General features: G+C 26.7%; 17 protein-coding genes and 1 tRNA gene. 16 read left to right on the top strand and 2 right to left on the bottom strand.

Features of this window, described 5'->3' with window-relative positions:
- Window positions 1-607 precede the first annotated feature (607 nt).
- From BM384_RS07160 to BM384_RS07090, 14 genes are all read left to right on the top strand, one after another.
- The gene (locus BM384_RS07160; RefSeq protein ID WP_090012461.1) at window positions 608-922 is read left to right on the top strand and encodes a hypothetical protein; all 315 of its coding nucleotides are present in this window, start codon (window positions 608-610) and stop codon (window positions 920-922) included.
- A 12-nt stretch (window positions 923-934) separates the two neighbouring features.
- A complete protein-coding gene (locus tag BM384_RS07155) occupies window positions 935-1,243 on the top strand; it encodes a hypothetical protein (protein WP_139232060.1) in 309 nt (102 codons plus the stop codon).
- 163 nt (window positions 1,244-1,406) lie between these two features.
- Window positions 1,407-2,780, top strand: coding sequence for a PTS sugar transporter subunit IIC (locus BM384_RS07150; protein ID WP_090012458.1), 1,374 nt, complete (start codon window positions 1,407-1,409; stop codon window positions 2,778-2,780).
- A gap of 153 nt (window positions 2,781-2,933) precedes the next feature.
- The gene (locus tag BM384_RS07145) at window positions 2,934-3,539 is read left to right on the top strand and encodes a DUF3284 domain-containing protein (RefSeq protein ID WP_175537308.1); all 606 of its coding nucleotides are present in this window, start codon (window positions 2,934-2,936) and stop codon (window positions 3,537-3,539) included.
- Window positions 3,540-3,680: 141 nt separating this feature from the next.
- Complete coding sequence (glsA, locus tag BM384_RS07140; RefSeq protein WP_090012454.1) at window positions 3,681-4,598, top strand: glutaminase A; 918 nt, start codon at window positions 3,681-3,683, stop codon at window positions 4,596-4,598.
- A 94-nt stretch (window positions 4,599-4,692) separates the two neighbouring features.
- A complete protein-coding gene (polA, locus tag BM384_RS07135) occupies window positions 4,693-7,299 on the top strand; it encodes a DNA polymerase I (protein ID WP_090012453.1) in 2,607 nt (868 codons plus the stop codon).
- 15 nt (window positions 7,300-7,314) lie between these two features.
- A complete protein-coding gene (coaE, locus tag BM384_RS07130) occupies window positions 7,315-7,911 on the top strand; it encodes a dephospho-CoA kinase (RefSeq protein WP_090012451.1) in 597 nt (198 codons plus the stop codon).
- A 35-nt stretch (window positions 7,912-7,946) separates the two neighbouring features.
- A complete protein-coding gene (locus tag BM384_RS07125) occupies window positions 7,947-8,489 on the top strand; it encodes a lytic transglycosylase domain-containing protein (RefSeq protein ID WP_090012449.1) in 543 nt (180 codons plus the stop codon).
- 16 nt (window positions 8,490-8,505) lie between these two features.
- On the top strand, window positions 8,506-9,633 hold the full coding sequence (locus BM384_RS07120) for a glycosyl hydrolase family 8 (RefSeq protein WP_090012447.1): 1,128 nt from the start codon (window positions 8,506-8,508) through the stop codon (window positions 9,631-9,633).
- Window positions 9,634-9,689: 56 nt separating this feature from the next.
- Window positions 9,690-9,772 (top strand) — tRNA-Leu (locus BM384_RS07115).
- Between the two features lie 1,099 nt (window positions 9,773-10,871).
- A complete protein-coding gene (locus BM384_RS07105; RefSeq protein ID WP_090012444.1) occupies window positions 10,872-12,806 on the top strand; it encodes a sensor histidine kinase in 1,935 nt (644 codons plus the stop codon).
- 2 nt (window positions 12,807-12,808) lie between these two features.
- Window positions 12,809-14,851 carry a sensor histidine kinase gene (locus BM384_RS07100; RefSeq protein WP_090012442.1) on the top strand — a complete coding sequence of 681 codons (2,043 nt, stop codon included), beginning with the start codon at window positions 12,809-12,811 and terminating at the stop codon, window positions 14,849-14,851.
- Window positions 14,852-14,915: 64 nt separating this feature from the next.
- Complete coding sequence (locus BM384_RS07095) at window positions 14,916-15,416, top strand: TspO/MBR family protein (RefSeq protein ID WP_090012441.1); 501 nt, start codon at window positions 14,916-14,918, stop codon at window positions 15,414-15,416.
- A 430-nt stretch (window positions 15,417-15,846) separates the two neighbouring features.
- The gene (locus tag BM384_RS07090) at window positions 15,847-18,006 is read left to right on the top strand and encodes a type IA DNA topoisomerase (protein WP_090012439.1); all 2,160 of its coding nucleotides are present in this window, start codon (window positions 15,847-15,849) and stop codon (window positions 18,004-18,006) included.
- Window positions 18,007-18,090: 84 nt separating this feature from the next.
- Here the strand turns inward: BM384_RS07090 and BM384_RS07085 are convergent, their stop codons facing one another.
- Window positions 18,091-18,813, bottom strand: a complete 723-nt coding sequence (locus tag BM384_RS07085) for an LrgB family protein (RefSeq protein ID WP_090012437.1) — start codon at window positions 18,811-18,813, stop codon at window positions 18,091-18,093.
- Window positions 18,814-18,815: 2 nt separating this feature from the next.
- Window positions 18,816-19,181 carry a CidA/LrgA family protein gene (locus BM384_RS07080; RefSeq protein ID WP_090012436.1) on the bottom strand — a complete coding sequence of 122 codons (366 nt, stop codon included), beginning with the start codon at window positions 19,179-19,181 and terminating at the stop codon, window positions 18,816-18,818.
- Between the two features lie 620 nt (window positions 19,182-19,801).
- Between BM384_RS07080 and BM384_RS07075 the strand changes: the two genes are divergently transcribed.
- Entirely contained in the window at window positions 19,802-20,566 is a 765-nt protein-coding gene (locus tag BM384_RS07075; protein ID WP_090012434.1) for a hypothetical protein, read from the top strand.
- Window positions 20,567-20,629: 63 nt separating this feature from the next.
- Window positions 20,630-20,941: MerR family DNA-binding transcriptional regulator (locus tag BM384_RS07070; RefSeq protein WP_139232058.1), on the top strand; the 312-nt coding region annotated here is incomplete at its 3' end.

Here is a 20,941-nt window from a genome sequence, read left to right as displayed (position 1 = left end):
ACTTGACTGTAAAATTTTTCAAGTAAAAATGCACTATCATAGTTAATAATTTGATTTTTTCATAATTTTACAATATCTATTTGAATATATTCTTATTATATATAAACAATTATTTGTTTGTATATTTTCCTATATTTACCATTTTGGTTTATAATAAAGCCTTAAAAAATGTGCTTTTCTATTTTATTCAAACATATATCCCACAATAATTATTTCTAACAAATATAAAAATGTATAAAAATATAAGTTTTTAAAATCAAGTGTTTTTCGTGAAATACACAAATAAATACTTAAAAAAGAAAAGGTGGTATTTTAAGTAATAAATTATAGCTTATATAGGGCGAAATTAAGTGTATTCATAGGTATAAATATAAAAGGTTGGTAAAAGTATAAAAAAAAACTATAAATTCTATTTACAACCAATAAAAAAAGGTATAAAATAAACTTGTAAAGATTTTCAAATAATTCATTAATTTACATACTGAATATTATATTTATTCAGAAGGGGAATGAATATGTCTCTTGTGTAAATGATATCATAGTTTGTGAAGTTATTTTATACATAGTGTAAATAGCTATAGATTCAGTAGTTTTAGGAGGAGTATAAATGAATAATGTATTAGTAATTAGTAAGAGTCAACCACAATCTAAATCTTTTGAAAAATTCATGAATGAATACACAGAAAAAAATAACTTACCTATTAAATGGATTTATGCAAATGACAAGGCTTATACAGAGGTACTTGAAAAAGAAGATGTGAAAGTAGTAATAATTTCACCAGAAGTAATGTTAGTACAAAGTAAAATAATGGCTGATCTGGATAGCAGAAAAATGCCTTATATAGTAATTAAGCCATCTGCTTTTGGATTAAAGCAAACAGAAAAATTTATGCCTGACATAATGAAGTACATTGAAGAATAATTGGGTGAAAATATGGGGGACATTATTTTTACAAGAGAGTATGAACAAGTCAATAATCTAGCTAAGTTTAAAATATATATTGATGGTAAAGAAATAAATAGTATAGAAAACGGAACAAGAAAAGTAGTTAGATTAAGTGCTGGAAAGCATGAAGTATTTGTTAAGTGTATGTGGAGTAAAAGTCCTATAAAACAAATAGAGATAAGGGATAAAGAAACTATAAGATTAAGTTGTGGAATGAACCTAAAAGGGTTAAAACAATTATTTAGCTGGATATTTATGTTTAGTAAAAATAGTATTTATTTAAAAAACACAATTTAGTTGTCATAAAAAAATATTATGTTAATAAAATATAATATCACTAATTATTTTACCTTTTGGGATTTTAAAAACGATATATAAGATGTAGTTAAAAACTTAAAATGGGCAGTTTTAAATTTTAATGAAGTCTATGTATATATATTAATATTTAGGGGGGATTCAAATGAGTTTTATGGACAAGATTTCTGGAGTAATGGAAAGATTCTTACTTCCAGTTGCTCAAAAAGTTGGAACTCAAAGACACTTAGTTGCTCTAAGAGATGGTTTCTTAGCAACAATGACTGCATCTATAGCAGGTGCATTCGCCGTTCTTTTTAACTGCGTTTTCTTTAATCATGATGAAGCCGCTATCATTGGTAAACAATTATACAAATTAGGTTTTTGGAAAGATTATGTATCACCTATATTAGATAAATATATTATTAATATGGGTTGGCAAATCCAAAATGGTACATTAAAGATTTTAGCTATTTTATTAGTTATAACAATAGCTTATTCATTAGCTAAATCTTATGATTCAGATCCATTAGCTGCTGCAGTTTGTGCATTCTCTTGCTACTTTATACTTTTACCAACAAGTGTAAACGATGGTACTGCATTTACTTTTGCAGAAAAGACAGGAGAATATACTGCCGGTGTATCTAATGTATATAGCATGGGTCTATTAGGTGCTAATGCAATGTTTACAAGTATAATTACTGCATTTATCGCTACTGAAATCTTTGTTAGATTAACAAAGAAAGGTTTTGTTATTCATATGCCTGAACAAGTACCACCAGCTGTCATGAGATCTTTCGCAGCTTTAATTCCAGGTATGGTTACTATGATTATATTCGGTATTGTTTCAACTATATTTATAAATGGAGTAGAAAAAGATTTACCTACTTGGATATTTGATTGTATTCAAAAACCATTAATGAACTTAGGTCAATCACCAGCAACATTTATTTTCTTAGCATTATTAGCTCAATTATTATGGTTCTTCGGATTACATGGTATGAACATAGTAGATTCTGTAATGAAACCATTATATGAACCAGCTAAGTTAGATAACATAGATGCTTTTTCAAAAGGATTACAACCTCAATATGCATTAACAAGAAACTTTATTGATGTTTATGCTATGCCAGGTGGATCTGGTGGAACAATTGGTCTATTAATTGCAATCTTCATATTCTCAAAGAGAGAAGAATCAAGAGAACTTGCAAAATTAGCTATAGCACCAGCTTGTTTCCAAATTAATGAACCAGTTATATTTGGTTTACCTATAATCTTAAATGTAACTTACTTCATACCATTCTTATTAAATACACCATTACTATTATTCATAGCATGGTTGTTCACTGAGCCAATACCATTTGCACATTACATTTGTGTTGATGTACCTTGGACTTGTCCTCCAGTAGTTTCAGCATTCTTTGCAACAGGTGGAGATATAAAGGCAACAGTTCTTGCAGCTGCATTGTTGGTATTATCAGTATTCTTATGGACACCATTTGTATTAATGGCTAATAGACAAAAGGATATAGAAGCTTAAAAAATATATATTTAAATAAAAGAATGTATAAGCTTTTGCTTGTACATTCTTTTATTTTATAGAAAATAAAAAAATATCTGCTATAAACATAGTAAAGTTATTTTTGAATTAGTATAATTATTACATAAATAAAATAAAATGGAGGTGGATTTAATGGCTTTTTCAAATTCAGCCGTTATTAATTTTCCAGTAGAAAAAGTATTTAATGTTTTTATTAGAAGTGCAAAAAAAGATTTTCCTAAATTCAATGCAAGTAATCCTGTTGGATGTAAGGTAGTTAAAAAAGTTGGATCATATTCAGCTCAAGTAGCAAATCTTGAAGTAGAGATTACAGGCTTTAAGAAAAATGAGTTATATGAAATAAAAAGTTCATCTCCAAGCAATACTTATATTTCTAAATATTCTTTTGAAAGTGTAGATGAAAATTCAACAAGAATAACACTACTTGAAGACGAAGTAAGCAAGGGATTTGTGCCATGGTTTAATGTTCTTATTCAAAATTTTGTTTTTAAGGGAAGAGTTAAGAAAAGATTTGCAGTTTTTATTGAAGGGCTTATTAGAGAAGTTGAATTTTTTGATGAAAAGTTAGCTAAAAATAGTAAGAGTAAACTAGAGGAAGAAGCTAAGATTGAGGCTAAAAAGAAAATAATTGCAGAGAAAAAAGAAAAAGCTTTAAAGGCAAAATTAAAAGCAGCAGAAGCATTAAAGGAAGCAGAAAAACTTGAATTAGAGGCACAAGAAGAAGTAGAAAATATATAAAATTCTAATATAAATTAAGATATTTAAATTTAAGTGGAGGGAATATAATTTTATCTCTCCACTTATTTATTTGCACTTATTGCTAAAAATAATATAGAATAATGTAATCACAGATAAACAAAAGATAAAGAGGTGCTTTTTATGTATAAATTATTAGAAAGTCTAGTAGAGAAAAATAAGTGCTATGGAAAAGAAGGAAATTTAGTTTCATATATACCTGCTTTATTAAGAGTAGATAAGGAAGATTTAGGAGTTGCCATTGTTGATTTACAGGGAAGAAAGTATTGTGCAGGAGACTGTAATAAGAAATTTACTATTCAAAGTATTTCAAAGGTTGTAGGCCTTATACTTGCCCTTGGTGATAATGGAAGAGAAAACGTATTTAAAAAGGTTAATGTTGAACCTAAAGGTGATGAATTTAATAGTATTGTCAACTTAGAAAAGAAGGATCAGACAAAACCTTATAATCCAATGATTAATGCAGGAGCAATAGTTACTACTTCATTAATATATGGAGAAAATGAAGAGGATAAGTTTAATAGAATACTTGAATTTATGAGAAAAGCTACTAATAATCCTACTATTAGCCTTAATGAAGAAGTATATATGTCAGAAAAAGAAACTGGTGATAGAAATAGAGCTTTAGCATACTTTATGAAAAGCAATGGTATGCTTGAAGGAAATATTGAAGAAATTTTAGATTTATATTTTAAGCAGTGTTCAATAGAAGCTACTGCTCTTGATTTAGCTATGTTTGGAGCTGTGCTTGCAAATGAAGGAGTTGCACCATGGAATAATGAAAGACTTATTTCCAGGGAAAACTGTAGAATAGTAAAAACCATAATGGTTACATGCGGAATGTATGATGCATCAGGTGAGTTTGCAGTTAAAATAGGAATACCAGCTAAAAGTGGAGTTGGTGGAGGTATTTTAGGTACTGTACCTAGATGGATGGGAATAGGTGTTTATGGACCTGCCTTAGATAAGAAAGGAAATAGTTTAGCAGGACTTCACCTTTTAAAAGATTTATCTGAAGAGCTTGATTTAAGCATATTTTAGAATGCTTTAATGAATTAGATGGAGAATAATAGTATAATAAAAGCAAAAGATAATAATAATTTAGATAAGTTATAAAATTTTAGAGGAGGATTATATGGAAAAATTATTAATATTAGATTCAGTTTCCTTATTAAGAAAATCATATTATGCATTACCTATAATGAGTAATGATGAAGGAGCGTGTGTAAATGCTGTTTATGGCTTTTTAGATATTCTTATTAAACTTGAAGAAAAATATAAGCCAGATTATATATTAGCAGTTTTTGATACAGAAGCTCCATCAATTAGAAGTAAGGAATATACTAACTATAAATCAGGCATAAATAGTATGCCTAAAGAATTAAAGATGCAGATTCCTCTAATAAAAGAATTATTAAGTTTATTATCAATTAATATTTTTGAAATAGATGGATATGAATCAAGTGATATAATAAGTAAAGTAGTAGAAAATGCTAAGGAAAAAGATATTGAAGTATACATAGCAGAAGCTCATAATTATAATTTACAAATGGTTTCTGATAATGTAAAAGTACTAGAGATAGAAAAAGGAATTAATGAAATTTCTATTTATGATAAACCAAACTTTAAAGAAAAATTCAAGATAGAACCGAATCAGTATTTAGATTCTGTAGCATTAATTGGAGATATGGATTTAGGAATTAAAGGCGTAAGTGGAGCTGGAAGAAAAACAGCTTATAATTTAATAAGTGAATTTAAGTCTATAGATGGCATAATAGAAAATATAGATAGTGTTTTAGGTAAAAAGCTAAGGGAAAATATATTAGAATCTAAAGAAGAACTTAAAAAGTCTAGAGAAGTTTTAGAAGTTATTAAGGATATAGACTTAAAATTAGATTTTGATTCTATTAGAAATACTAAGAAATATAATGAAGATGCTTTAAAACAGTTCTTGCTAAAGAATAATTTAAAAAGGTTTAGTATCTCTATTTTAGAAGAAGAAAATAGCAGTATGGAAGATGCAGCTGGAATAGAATTAATTGATACCTTAGAAAAATTAAAAGAGGTCTTAAAAGAACAAAAAGAAGAATCTCATATAACTTATAAAGTAGATAATGAAACAAGTTATTCAAAGATAAAACTTAATAAACTTGTGCTAATTAATAAGGAAGAAAGTTATGAAATAGACTGCAATAAGATATTTGAAGAGAATAATAAAGAAGCTTTTAATGCATTAAAAGAATATATGGAAGATGAGTCTAAAAAGAAGATTATTCATGATGCTAAGCATTTAATAACAATACTTAGAAAAGAAGGAATAGAGCTTAAAGCTTTTGAATTTGATACAGCAATTGCAGCATATATAATTGATTCATCAAAGGGAAAATACAATATAGATATGATTGTTAAAGATTATTTAGGTGAAGAAATTACAGGGGATGTAGATGAAGTTTTTGTTAAGTCATCTATGAATATGATTAAATTAACTGAGATTCTTAAAGAGAAAATAAAAGAAGATGAAATGGATGAACTATATGAAAAAATAGAACTTCCTTTAGTAAATGTACTTTCTTATATGGAATGCGAAGGCTTTAAGGTTGATAAGGAAATGTTAGATACCTTAGAAGTGAAGTTTAAAGAAGAAATTGAAAAGACTCAAAAAGAAATATATGATTATGCAGAAGAAGAGTTTAATATTAGTTCACCAAAGCAATTAGGAAAAATACTATTTGAAAAGATGGATCTTCCTGTTATCAAAAAAACAAAGACAGGATACTCTACAAATGCAGATGTTCTTGAGAAACTTAAGGATAAGCATCCTATAATAGAAAAGATAATATACTATAGACAAATAACAAAACTTAATTCAACATATGTTGAAGGTTTAAAGAAAGTAATTGAGTCAGATGGAAAGATACATTCAAGCTTTAATCAAACTGTTACAACAACAGGAAGACTTTCAAGTACAGAACCTAACCTTCAAAATATTCCTATAAAATATGAAATGGGAAGAGAAATAAGAAAGGTATTTATACCAAATGAAGAGGGAGATATATTATTATCTTGTGACTATTCACAAATAGAGCTTAGAGTACTTGCACATATGGCTGAAGATGAAAATATGATTAATGCGTTTACACATCATAGTGATATTCATACAAAAACAGCTTCAGAAGTATTTAATGTACCTATTCACGAAGTTACACCTATTATGAGAAGTAGAGCTAAGGCAGTAAACTTTGGAATAGTATACGGTATAAGTGATTTTTCATTAGCACAGGATTTAAATATTTCTAAAAAGGAAGCATCAGAATATATGAATATATACTTTGATAGATATCCTAAGATTAAAGTTTATTTAGATCAAATAATTGAAGATGCAGCAAGAGAAGGATATGTATCAACAATATTTAATAGAAGAAGATTTATTCCAGAAATAAAAGCTTCTAATAAAATAGTTAAAGCATTAGGTGAAAGACTTGCTATGAATGCACCTATTCAAGGAAGTGCTGCAGATATCATAAAGATTGCTATGGTGAATGTATATAATAGATTAAAGAAGGAAAATTTAAAGAGTAGTCTTATTTTGCAGGTTCACGATGAACTTATATTAAATGTTAAAGCAGATGAAGAAGAAAAAGTTAGAAGTTTAGTTAAAGAAGAAATGGAAAATGCTTTAAAATTACAAGTACCATTAGAGGTAGATATAAATGAAGGTACTACTTGGTATGCGGCTAAGTAAAAGGGAGGATTAAAAATGTTAAAAATAGGACTTACAGGAGGTATAGGAACAGGTAAAAGTACAGTATCTGCTATGTTTATAAGCTCTGGCTTTAAAGTTATAGATGCTGATCTTATTGCTAGGGATGTACTTTCTAGATATCCTGAAATTTTAGATAAAGTTAGAATTGAATTCGGGGAAGGCTTTTTTGACTGGAAAGGTCAATTTAGACGTAAAGAGTTTGGAAACCATATTTTTAGATTTCCAAAGCAAAGAATACGATATGAAGAAATTATAATGCCATACATTTTCAAAGAAATAGATGAAGCTTTTAAAAGATATGAAGAAAAAGGTGAAAAACTAGTTATTTTAGATGCCCCAACATTAATTGAAAATGGAATGGATAAGGATATGGATTATGTTATTTTAGTTTGGGCAGATACAAATACTCAGATACAAAGAGTAAAGTTTAGAGATAAATTAAGTCAATCAGAAGCTATAAGTAGAATTAATGCCCAAATGCAAATGGAGGAAAAGAAAAAGCACGCTAATATACTTATCAATAATGGGGGAGATTTGGTAACTACTAAAAAGCAAGTAGACGACATTATAGATTTTTTAAAAATTCTATAGATTTTTTGAAAATAAGATAATAAAAGGAGAATGGAATGAAGGTTAAGAAATTAGCTGCAGTATTAATCATAATATTAATTACCTTCTATGGTGGAAAATTTATTTTAAAGGAGTATGTTTTTCCTTTTAAACATAAGGAAGCAATAATGAAATATTCAGAAGAAAATGATTTAGATCCATATTTTGTATTAGCAGTAATAAGGGCAGAGAGTGGGTTTGATACAGGTGCAACATCTCATAAAAATGCAATGGGATTAATGCAGATTACAGATGATACTGGAAAATGGATTGCAGAAAAGATGGGGCTTAAAGATTATACTCCTGATAAGCTATATGATGACGAGTATAATATAAAAATGGGATGCTGGTATCTGAATAATTTAAGGGACGAATTTAAGGATGTAGACCTTTTTGTAGCAGCCTATAATGCAGGAAGAGGAAATGTTAAAGAGTGGCTTAAAAATAAGGAATATTCAAGTAATGGAAAGACGCTAGATTATATACCATATAAAGAAACTAAAGAATATGTGGATAAAGTAAAGACATACTATAACATATATAAAAAAATATATGAATAAAAATTTGGGGGAGAAAATGAGTAAGAAAAAAATAAATACCATTATTATAGCATTAGTATCTATGCTTTTATTAATAAGTATATTTATTAATTTACTGCTACCATATATAAAACCTATAAATAGTGGTGTGACTTTTGATAATACAAAAGTATCAAAAGAAGAAGAAAATCTATATGATTTTATTACTAAAGGCTTAATGACTAGTAATTTTGGAATAAAAACTAATTATAAAGATGTTAAGTCAGAAGGAGATATAACTAAGGGATATTCGGTTTTATCTGAATCTGAAGGATTAATGTTATTATACTATTTAGATACTAATAATGAAGAAGGATTTAAAAATATATTATCTTATATTGAAAATAATATGATGATGAAAAATGGACTTTTAAAATGGAGAGTTTTAGAAGATGAAGAAACTAACACTTCTGCAACCATTGATGATTTAAGAGTTTCAAAAGCTTTATTATTAGCAGCAGAGAAATGGGATAACATTGATTATAGAAAGACTGCTTTTAAGATATCTAAAGGAATTAAAAAAGAATTAGCAGATGGTAATCTTTTATCAGATTTTAATGATGGATACAAAAAAAGTGATAAAACACAAATATGCTATTTAGATATATTGGCTCTTAGATTAATAGCTTCATTAGATAATGATTATAAAAAGATATATAATGCATCTCTTGAACTTTTAGATAGATCAAAAGTAAGCTTAGAAATTCCTTTATATAAGAAAGAATATGATAGAAGCAAGGATGAGTTTGATAATGAAAATATTAATATGGAGCTTAATTCTGTAGTTCTTTTAAATAGAGCTCAAGCTGGTTTGGATGTGAAAGATAGTCTTGATTATATTAAGAAAAAATATAAAGAGGATAATGGAATTTATAGTTTATATGATTTATCAGGAAAAGCTATAAGTAATATTGAATCCACAACTATCTATGCAAATATTCTACAAACTGCAGCTATAGCGGGAGATTATGAGTTATATGATATTTGCAAGAAAAAGATAGAAAGCTATCAAGTAAAGGATAAAGAAAGTTTAATATATGGAGGTTATGGAGATACTGTAACTCTTGAGGTACATTCTTTTAATAATTTAAATGCACTTTTAGCATGGAGAAAGATAGAAAAGTAAAGTTGTAAATATTGTAATTAATGTGAAGGTATTGTATTATATTAATATAATCTTTAGCAGGTATGCTGGAACTGGCAGACAGGCACGTTTGAGGGGCGTGTGTCCTATGGGCATATGGGTTCAAGTCCCATTACCTGCACTTTCATTTATATTACCCAATAAAGAAAGACACAGGATATATAAGATTTAATGCTTTGTATCCTGTGTCTTTTTATATGGCTGTATTATGAATAAAAGTGATAAAATATGTTAATCATCTTAACAAATATTTTTTTAGGAGATGATATATTTGAAGTCCTATAATTACAATGAGGTATTAGAAATAATAAAACCTATGGTAATCCCTCAAAAAGAAAATTAATTATTGATATAAGTAAGCTAATTGAATTATCTTCAATTAAAAGAGACTCAAATTTAATTTGCCCTCATTGTCATAATAAATACATAGTTAAAAATGGTAAGAATAAAAATGTTCAAAGATACCTTTGTAAATCATGTAAAAAGTACTAATACCCCATATTTTTTCATCTAAAAAGGATATAAGCTTATGAAATGAAACTTTTTTTAAGAATCTTTTAAGGGAAATCAGTTAAAAGATGATTTTGTTATGCCTAGAAAAGCTCATAAAAGGGAGGTCAATGAAAACTTAGAGGGATTTCAAAAGAAAAAGTATGTGTTTTAACTACCTTAGATGATAACAATGATTTTTATGTTGATCCAATTGCCATGGGAAAAACCTCAAGTAATGTTCTTATAAGGAGTGTAGGAAAAATAATTAATCCCAAAAGTATTTTTATAACGTATAGCATATACTCATATAGAACTTTGTCTTTCTATTGCAAGCTTAATCATATAGCCATTCCAAAGGGAAAACATAGTTTCAAAGATCTTAATATTCAAAGAATAAATAGTATTCACAGTAATATAAAAAGATTTATTTCAGTTTATAAAGGAGTTTCAGCTAAATATTTGGCTAATTATTTAGCACTATTTAAATATATTTTTGGTAAATTTCCGGAATGCCCATTATTTACAAAAGGAGAATATACTTATAAAAATATGAATTTTAAAGGTCGTCCACATATATTTAAATAGCTAGTTTTATTTATCACTCCATTTCATAATTGAGCCTTCATAATTAATTTTACATAAATTTGTTTTTGAAAAAATAAATATTAAATTTGATTTTTATTATAAATGGTGTAAAATAATTCTGTAAGATATTTTTGGGGGGAATTATGGAAAACAACAATAATAAATATAAAATATTATATCTGCCGAAGGAAATATGTATTTATAGTATTTTATTAGCGGTTCTTTTTAATATTTTTGTATCTATAATTTTTAATAATATGACTGATATAAGAGGATATATTCAATCTATATCATACTTAATAGGTTCATTAACCATTATTTTGTTATTTCAGTCAATAATGAGTATACATAAAAGAGAACATTATTTAATTATTAGCTTCATTTATACCTTTATAGCTTTATTTTCAATATATTCAATGATTCCAGCAAATTTTAATAGTAGATATTGGATGAAATCAACGGGAAATAACATATGTTTTATTACTATGTATATAGAGATGATAGGCATATTTTTTAAATATGTTAATACATATATCTTAAAATTATATTATAAAATTAATTTACTTGAAGTGATAATTATTACTTCTTTGAGCTTCTTTGCTATTAATATTTGTATAATGAAAAGAGCTATTAATATTTTACTTATTTTTAATTATATTTTACTTGCTTGTTTTTTTATAAATATTCATAGGCTAAAAGAAGTAAAGTTGAAGGTAGGTAACAATATAAATATAAGTCTTTTATTAGCATATATGCTTGTAGTAATTACTATGTTAAATATTTTTGTTATAAAAATACCAAATCATAATATTATAATTGATGAAATAATTAATATTATGATGTTTGCATCATTTGTCTTATTAACAGTTAACTTCATTGATAAATTAATTAGTAGGCCATATAAAGTATTGTTTAGTGATTTGTATAAAGAAAATATTGAGATGGAATTATTAAATAATAGAGTAGTAAAAAAGAATAGAGAATTAGAATTTTCCCAGTCTATAATTAAGAAAAAAGAAAAGATGTTTAAGACTTTTTTTACTAGTATGCCAGTGCCTCTTGTTCTATTGTCTATAAATGGAAGAATAATTTTTGCCAATTCTAGCTTTCAAAAATTAATTGAAGAAGAAAATATAAAAAATATAATAAATAAAAAAATTTTAAAAATAATAGATATTAATGATATGAGAGACTTTCTTAAGGCTTTAACTGGAGAAATGAGTGGAATTAATGCAAGTATTAAATGTAAAGAAGAAAAAAAGCATGTAAATATTGAAATTATAGATATTTCGCAAAACAATACAGAATTTCTTATGATTTTTGATGACGTCACTTCAAAAATAAAAATTGGCAAATTAAAAACTGAAATGGAAAATAATAAATTCCAAGAAAAGATTAAAAGTGATTTTTTATCAAATATATCTCATGATTTAAAGACTCCTGTAAATGTTATATATTCAGCAGCTCAATTAGTACCAGTATTTATAAAAAATAATAACAAAGAATCTTTAAATAAGTACAACATGATTTGTAAATTAAATTGTTTAAGTCTAATAAGGCTTACTAATAATTTAATTGATAGTAGCAGAATCTATTCAGATTATTTATCTCCCAATCTAAAAGTTAAAAACATAGTTGAAATAATAGAAGAAACAGTTATGTCTTTAATAGATTATTCAAGAAGTAAAGCTATTGACCTGGTTTTTGATACAGATCAAGAAGAAGTATATGTGAAAATAGATGAAGAGTTTATGCAAAGAATAATAATTAATCTTGTATCTAATTCTATAAAATTTACTCAGGAGGAAGGTAAAATAGAAGTTTCCATAAATGATGAAGAAGATAGAGTTATTATACATGTAAAGGATAATGGAATTGGAATGGATAGTGAGTTTATAGAAAGGGCATTTAATAGATATTCTATGGGAGAAAATAATGCTTCGTGCAATGAAAAAGGAACAGGAATAGGCTTGTTTGTAGTGAAAAAGTTAATTGAAAAACAAAATGGAAATATTAATATTAATAGCAAAATTAATAATGGAACAGATGTTGAAATAATATTTTATAAGGAGATATAAGTATGTTTAAGTTCAAAAGTAAATTTGAAGTCAAAGAATATTTGAAAAATCATGCTATATTATTTGCTTTAACAATACTGCTATATGCATATTTTTTTTCATTATTTTTTGAAAAGAATATTAGTATATATATATTTCTTAATGAGGGATTATGCGCATGCGTTGCATTTAGTATAGGATTAATTTGCTTTTTAAATAGGGAATTAAAAGAAGGACAGTTTTACAAAAATATGGGGGCTTGTTTCTTTGCAATAAGTATAATATCCTTCTGTTATATATTTATATATAGAGATAGCATATTTGCAACTTCTGAGGTTAATGTTAATGAAAACTTCATAAAAGCAAATTACTGTTTAGAATACTTAGTTATTTTTGTATCGTACATATTAAGCAAAATGAAAAAAAGAGTTAAATATCAATTATTGGTTGCAATTGTTGTACCTGTGCTTTTAGTTGTGTTTTTATTTTTATTTTATGCTCTGGATAATATTTCAAGTTTTTATCTTATATCAAAAGTCATATTAATATCAATATTAGTTTTAGATATTTTTGCAATAGTACAAAATGATATGAAGTTAAGTAAAAGTGAGATAAAAACATTGTATTTATATATAGTTTTGATTTCTTTTTATCAAATTATAAAGAGTATGCAATGGGAAGTAGGAGATATAGTAATAATTATTGCTTTTGCAACAAAGTTTATAAGTTATTACATTATTTTCTCTCTAATTTCTAAATTTGTGATAAAACAATCCTATAATAATATGGAAAAGGAATTTTCAGATATACAGATAACTCAAAAAGAGTTAAACAACATATTAAAAAGTAGAAATAAAACTTTAATTGAATTAGAGCATATCATTGAAAAGAGCAGTAAAAAGTATAGTGATTTAATTGAACATATTTCTGATGGAATAGTTATATTTTATTTTGATAAGATCTATTATATTAATTCAGAAGCTAAAAGATTTTTTAGAAATAGTGAAAAGAATATACATGATATAAGCTTTGATGATTTTATTGAATTATTATTATCAAAAAATAAAATTACAAGTAAATACGATATGTTAAAGAAAGATATACAGGATATAAAAGATTCTAAAAAGGATAGTTATAGATTTAATCTGGACTCTTATTGTGAAAGACAATTTGAAATTTATTTATTTAATATAGATAATATAACTAAATTTGCATATTGGAAAGATGTTACGGAAATTAATAAGAATTATGAATTTAAACGTAAGTATAAAGAATACTTAAGAATTGAAGAAGCAAAGAAAGAATTTTATTCTAATATATCTCATGAGCTTAGGACACCAATTAATTTAATTTATTCAGCACTTCAATTAAGTGAAATAAATTTAAATGATGATAGAATTGAAAATTTAGATAAACATAATGATAGTATAAAACATAATTGCTTAAGGCTTATTAGAACAATAAATAATTTTATAGATGCAAATAAAATTTCAGAAGGATATTTAGAACCTTGCAAAAAAGTACACAATATTGTATCTGTTGTAGAAAATATTTCACTTGCCTGCGATAGATATATGAAAAAAATTGAGAATGAATTAATTTTTGATTCTGAAGAAGAAGAATATTATGTTGAATGTGATAAAGAAATGATAGAAAGAGTTATTTTAAATATCTTATCTAATAGTATGAAATTTGGTAAAAATGGTGGCATGACAAATGTAGAAATTAATGCAGATTATAATAATGTCATAATTCATATAAAAAATAATGGATATATTGTTAGTGAAGAAGAAAGACCATATATTTTTGATAAATTCACTAAGATAAATAAATCTTTAAATAGAAGCAATGAAGGTAGTGGGTTAGGACTATATTTATCAAAGGCTTTACTAGAATTAAATAAAGGTAGTATAAGACTTGAATGTAATGAGGATATTGGTACAGAATTTATTATTACACTACCAAGATGCTATAGAATAGATGAGTGTGAAATAGAAGAGCAATTTGAGATGATAGATCAATTATCTGAAAAGGTTGATATAGAGTTTGCAGATATATATATTTAACTTTGAATATAACTCCTTTTATATACATAATATTAATATAGATTAAGATTTATTAGGAGATATTATGTATAATATTTTAAAGGTAAATGGCAAAATAAAAATAATACCACTTATAATATCAATACTTATTCCACTTTTAGGTTCAGGATTAGTTTATCTTGTAACTAGAAATAGTATGAGCCTATATTTAGCTGTAAATAAGCCAGTATTTTCTCCTCCAGCATATGTTTTTGTGATTGTCTGGCCTATTTTATATATACTTATGGGAATTGCAGCCTATAGGATATATATGTGTAAAGAAGAAGGAAAAAATATTGGTAATGCTTTCTTTTATTATGCTTTGCAGCTTTTATTAAATTTTTTATGGAGTTTTATATTCTTTTCCTTTAGACTATATGGATTAGCACTTATTGAATTAATTATTTTATTTATATTTATAATAGTCACATTTATAAAGTTTAGTAAAATAGATAGACAAGCAGCATATTTACTGATTCCGTATATTTTATGGTGTTCTTTTGCTATAGTACTCAATTTTTCAATATGGGATTTAAATGAAAGATAAAAGAATTAGAAAAAGAAAAAGTTGAAATTTATAAAATAAAAAAATATAATAGTTTAATAGGCATGAATCATGCCTATTTTTAATGTGTTGGAAAATACAAAATTTTCAAGTGAGTAAAACGCGATAAATAGGGACTTTCAGCTATCTAAGATGATAAAGACATTAAAAAATAATTGTAGTGCCTTAGAAAGAACCTAAAAGCAAAATAATTAAATTGTATTTTTATATGAAATTATTTTACTTTTAGAACCTTTTGACAGGCTTTACAAAGCCGCTTCCTGCGCTGAAAAGAGTGGCGTCAGCCACTTTGTGTTAGCGTATAGGAAATAAAAAAACGAAGAAAGCAGGAAAACTAAAGGTTTAGTATTAAAAAAGTTAACTGTTTTTTTTAAGTCGATAGAACTAAGTCATGAAGAGAAAGGGAGTATTTATGAGTAAAGTAATTATTGCAGAAAAGCCTTCTGTTGCAAAAAATATAGCAGAAGCATTAAAAGTAAAAACTAGAAAAGATGGATACTTTCAAGGTGATGGCTATTACATTACTTGGGCATTTGGACATCTTTTGCAGTTATATGATGCAAAAGACTATGATGAAAATATGAAGGGTTGGAGATTTGAAAAGTTTCCATTTATACCTGAGGATTTTCAGTATAAAGTTAAATGTGATAATGTTGATAGAAGCATTGAAGATAAAGGTGCAAAAAAGCAAATTGGAATAATAAAAAGTCTTATAGAAAAAGAAGATGTAGATTCAATTATATCTGCAACGGACTATGATAGAGAAGGTCAAGTTATTGCAGATGAAATTTTCAATTATTTAGAGGTTAAAAAGCCTATTTTTAGACTTTTATTAAATGAATGGACTCCTGATGAAGTTAAAAAAGGAATGGAAAAATTAAAAGATAATCAGGAAATGAAGTCTCTTCAAGATGCAGGAATAGGTAGACAGTGGTCTGACTGGATAATAGGAATTAATTTGACTTCAGTAAGTACACTAAAGTATAACTTCGAGAAAAATAAAACTATAAATATAGGAAGAGTACTTCTTCCAACCCTTAAGATAATATATGATAGGGATAAAGAAATAGAAAATTTTAAAGCTACAACTTATTATAAGCTTACAACAACCTTCAAAAATTCTAAAAATGAAGAATTTGATGGAATGTACTATGAAAAAAATAGTGAAAAGTTTGAGGATAAAAAAGTTTTAGATGAGCTTGTACCTAAATTAAAGGATGGAAAAGCTAAGATTATAGATAAGCAGACTGAAAAGAAGAAGGATTATCCACCTTATCTATTTAATCTTTCTAATTTACAAGGATACATTACAAGTAAATATAAAGGGTGGACATCAGATAAAGTTCTAAAGGTTGCTCAAAGTCTTTATGAAAAGAAGTTTACTACATATCCAAGAACAGGAAGTGTAGCCTTAGAAGAAAGTTTAGAAGATAGAGCTAGAAAGGTTTTAGAGACTTTAAAAACAGGTCTTCCTTATGAAAATGAAATTAAGTTTGTAAAATCTAAGAGGGTATTTGATAACTCTAAGGTAGAAAGCCATAGTGCCATAACCCCTACATATATAAAGCCAACAGGTTTAAGTAAAGATGAAGAAATTGTTTATAATGCTATAAAAAATAGATTTATAATGCAGTTTATGCCAGTAGCAGAGTACGAAGAAAGTAAAATAACTTTAAAATCTAATAATCCAGAGGTAAAGGGTGAATTTATAGCTAAGGGAAAAATTCAACTTATAGAAGGATGGAAGAAGGTTGAGAAGATAGAAAGTAAAGATACAATTCTTCCAATGGTTCAAAAAGATGAAGTTTGTGATATTGTAGATAATAAAATTGGTAAGGTTACAAAGAAACCACCAAAACATCACACAGAAAAAACTCTTTTAAGAGTTATGGAGACTTGTGGTAAGGGAATCGATGATAAAGAAGATTCTGATGAAATGATGCAGGCAATATTAAGTGGTTTTAGTATAGGAACTCCAGCAACAAGAGCAGAGACTATTAAAAAACTTAAGGATATAGGATATATAAAGACTAAGGGGAAGAGCCTTATAGCAAGTGATCTTGGAAGAACTTTAGTTGAGATTTTTCCAGTTCAAGAACTTTTTGACCTTGAGTATACAGGAAAACTTGAAAAAACTCTTTCTGATATAGAAAAAGGTAAGTTTAAAAAGGATGACTTTATGAAACTTATAACAGATTTTACTGTAGAGTCTGTTGATAAAATAAAGAAGGATACAGGAGCTTTATCGAAATTTAGAGTTGAGCTTCCAAAGGAAGTAGAAGCAATAGGAAACTGTCCTGTATGTGGTAATCCAGTTATTGAGGGAGAAAAGGGCTTTGGCTGTAGTAACTGGAAAAATGGATGTAAGTTTACTATATGGAAGGATGATAAGTATATAGCTTCCTTTGGAAAACAGGTTTCTAAAGAAATGGTATCTTTACTACTAAAGAACGGAAAAGTAGGATTTAGAAATTTAAAGAGTAAAAAAGGAAATACATTTTCAGCTTATTTTAAATATGTTAAAAATGAAGAAACAGGATACTTTAATTGGCAGCTTGAATTTATAAAATAATAAAAACAGCAGTTAAAAAATAAAACCTATATAATAAAATTTCTTTTTATTATATAGGTTTTATTAAGTAAAAACGGCTGTTTTTTAGCTAATTACTTTTATAAATGCATGTACATATTGAGCAACAGAATATATGAGTGGTGCAAGAAATACTGTCATAATCCCTGCAATACCAACAGATAAACTACTCATAGCTCCTTCTGTTTCACCAATTTCAAAAGCTTTACTTGTTCCAACTGCATGAGAAGAAGTACCTATTGCAACCCCAATTGCAACACTGTCAGTTATTCTAAATAATTTACAGATTGTTGGCCCAAGTACAGCCCCTGCGATTCCTGAAATTATAATTGCAAGAACAGTTATAGGAACAATTCCTTGAAGCTGATTTGATAATTCTATTCCTATTGGAGTCGTAACTGATTTAGGAAGAAGTGATCTTATAAGTTCAGCATTAAGACCAAATAAATAGGCTAATAAGACAACTGAACATATACCTATTAAAGATCCTAATAAAATTCCTATTAAGATTGCAGGTGCATGTTTTTTTAATAATTCAAGTTGCTTATATAGTGGAACTGCTAGAACTACAGTTGCAGGTCCTAAAAACATGTTTATAAATTGTCCTCCTACATTATATACGCTAAAATCTATATGAAATACAAGTAAAAATCCTGTTACAAGTGATATGGCAATTAAAAGTGGATTAAAAACTGGAATGTTAGTTTTTCTGTATATAAGTAAACCTATTTCAAAGGCTACTAAAGAAAGTACAATACCAAAAAACATCTCATTAATTAAAATGTCCATAATTATTCTGTCTCCTCATCTTTATGTAATTTTCTAACAACAAGTTGCACAATAACTCCTGTACTACCCATAGTAATTATAGTGGTAAGAACACAGATTATTATAAGTCTTATCCATGTGTCTTTTACTACACCAAAAGATTCCATAAGTTGAACACCTGCTGGAATAAAGAAAAAAGCAAGGTGGTCTAAAAGGAAATTTGAAGTAGTTTCAACTTGCTCTACCTTAACTACTTTTGTGCATAATAGTATAAGAAGAATTAACATTCCTACAATGTTACCTGGAATAGGTAAAGCACATACTTTAGAAATTAAATCTCCTAGAATATAAATACCAAAAACAATAATAGCTTCTCTAAAAAGTTTCATTTTATTCCTCCATCATTTATTATAACAAATAATACTTTATCATTTTAAGACCATAATGTAAACTAAAAATAGTACTATAAATGAAAGAAAGTCCGAAAAATCGGGCTTTCTTATTAATTCACGTCCTTCTGCACTTGTTTTTAATCTTATGAAAAGGAATTATTTTTGGCTGGTTTGAAGGTATAGTTAATGAGTTAAAAGTTATTAAGCAAGATTCTTAAAATGTAAGAAGTATAGAAATATGATTTATAATGTGGTGACTTTATAAAGGAAATAAGATAAATCAATATAGAGCGCTGTCATCTTAGAATTAGGAATAAGGAACTCTTACACTGTAGAATCTTAAAATACAGAAGGATGACGTTAAATAAAAAGGTTTAAATCATATAAAGAGGAAATGTATCTTTTTTCCTTTATTGCTTATGATATATTTTATGCATTTTAATATAAAAGTGTTAATTAAAATTGTATTTGTAGATAAATTTATATGGCGATATTTTGATGAAAAGATAAAAAATAAGAAGTGCAACATATAATAAATGTAAAATAAGTAAAATAAGTAAAAAACTGAAGAATTAGAAAGAATATACGAGAATTATAGAATAGAAAGGAGGTATAATATGGATATTAATGATGCTACAAAAGAATATGTAAAAAGGGTGAATAGTATAATAATACGAGCATTTATAGCAATCTTTGCTATACATTTAATATGCAGTATTGCAGGATTACATAGGGATGAAAATTCAATTAGAAGTGCTATATTATTTTTTATAATACTATTTAGCTTTATTTTTTCTAAAAGTAAGATATACGGTATGACTAAATATTTAAACATTATAGGATTAATGTTATTTTCTCTTTCTTATTATGATTATATGAACATGGCACTTATGCTTATGGCTGGAACTATTTCATTATCAGCTTTATATTTTGATGAAAAACTTTTTAAAGCTACATTTATCTTTGCTAATATTATTGAATTAATTAATCAGTATATATCTACAGAAAGAGGTTTAGTGGTTTTTATAATTAGCATGGTTGGAATAAACTTAATAATGATAGTGACATTTATAAACACTAAAGTAAGTTCGTCTTTAGTTGAAAAATCTGCCAAAGAAGCAGAAAAAGCACAAAAGTTATTAAATAAGATTGAAGAAACCATGAACATAGTGGAAGAAAGCACTTTAAAGCTGGATGAAAGTATAAGAATAAATAATAAAAATATACATATTGTAAGTGAATCAGAAAATAATATTACAAAATCTATAAAAGAAACTGCCATTGGAGCAGAAGAGCAGTCTAATAGTTTAGAAAAGGTTAATACTATTCTAGATGATGCAAAAACAAAGTTTATAGAAGCTTATAAAGGAGGAAGTCTATAGTTAATAAAAAAGTGTACAAATGTGTTTAAAAATGTCAATGTGTACCCGAGAGGTGAGGTTAACATGAATAAACATTTAACTAATTATAAACCTAAAGACTTTGCAGAATTACTAGGTGTAAGTGTGAAAACTTTACAACGTTGGGATAGAGAAGATATATTAAAAGCCAAAAGAACTCCAACAGATAGAAGGTACTATACTTATGACCAGTATTTAGAGTTTAAAGGTATCAGTAATATTACTACAGATAGAAAAATAGTAATTTACACAAGAGTTTCTACAAATGGACAGAAAGATGATTTGAAAAATCAAGTTGAGTTTCTTCTTAACTTTACATCTTCTAAAGGAATGATTGTAGATGAAACAATTGAAGAT

Source organism: Clostridium sp. DSM 8431, assembly GCF_900116755.1.
Lineage (GTDB): Bacteria > Bacillota > Clostridia > Clostridiales > Clostridiaceae > Clostridium.
This window is presented reverse-complemented; position numbering and strand designations above follow the sequence as displayed.

Excerpts from the sequence above, each read along its gene's own strand:
- BM384_RS07160 (WP_090012461.1), top strand. The coding sequence starts at position 608 with ATGAATAATGTATTAGTAATTAGTAAGAGTCAACCACAATCTAAATCT.
- BM384_RS07155 (WP_139232060.1), top strand. The coding sequence starts at position 935 with ATGGGGGACATTATTTTTACAAGAGAGTATGAACAAGTCAATAATCTA.
- BM384_RS07150 (WP_090012458.1), top strand. The coding sequence starts at position 1,407 with ATGAGTTTTATGGACAAGATTTCTGGAGTAATGGAAAGATTCTTACTT.
- BM384_RS07145 (WP_175537308.1), top strand. The coding sequence starts at position 2,934 with ATGGCTTTTTCAAATTCAGCCGTTATTAATTTTCCAGTAGAAAAAGTA.
- glsA (WP_090012454.1), top strand. The coding sequence starts at position 3,681 with ATGTATAAATTATTAGAAAGTCTAGTAGAGAAAAATAAGTGCTATGGA.
- polA (WP_090012453.1), top strand. The coding sequence starts at position 4,693 with ATGGAAAAATTATTAATATTAGATTCAGTTTCCTTATTAAGAAAATCA.
- coaE (WP_090012451.1), top strand. The coding sequence starts at position 7,315 with ATGTTAAAAATAGGACTTACAGGAGGTATAGGAACAGGTAAAAGTACA.
- BM384_RS07125 (WP_090012449.1), top strand. The coding sequence starts at position 7,947 with ATGAAGGTTAAGAAATTAGCTGCAGTATTAATCATAATATTAATTACC.
- BM384_RS07120 (WP_090012447.1), top strand. The coding sequence starts at position 8,506 with ATGAGTAAGAAAAAAATAAATACCATTATTATAGCATTAGTATCTATG.
- BM384_RS07105 (WP_090012444.1), top strand. The coding sequence starts at position 10,872 with ATGGAAAACAACAATAATAAATATAAAATATTATATCTGCCGAAGGAA.
- BM384_RS07100 (WP_090012442.1), top strand. The coding sequence starts at position 12,809 with ATGTTTAAGTTCAAAAGTAAATTTGAAGTCAAAGAATATTTGAAAAAT.
- BM384_RS07095 (WP_090012441.1), top strand. The coding sequence starts at position 14,916 with ATGTATAATATTTTAAAGGTAAATGGCAAAATAAAAATAATACCACTT.
- BM384_RS07090 (WP_090012439.1), top strand. The coding sequence starts at position 15,847 with ATGAGTAAAGTAATTATTGCAGAAAAGCCTTCTGTTGCAAAAAATATA.
- BM384_RS07085 (WP_090012437.1), bottom strand. The coding sequence starts at position 18,813 with ATGGACATTTTAATTAATGAGATGTTTTTTGGTATTGTACTTTCTTTA.
- BM384_RS07080 (WP_090012436.1), bottom strand. The coding sequence starts at position 19,181 with ATGAAACTTTTTAGAGAAGCTATTATTGTTTTTGGTATTTATATTCTA.
- BM384_RS07075 (WP_090012434.1), top strand. The coding sequence starts at position 19,802 with ATGGATATTAATGATGCTACAAAAGAATATGTAAAAAGGGTGAATAGT.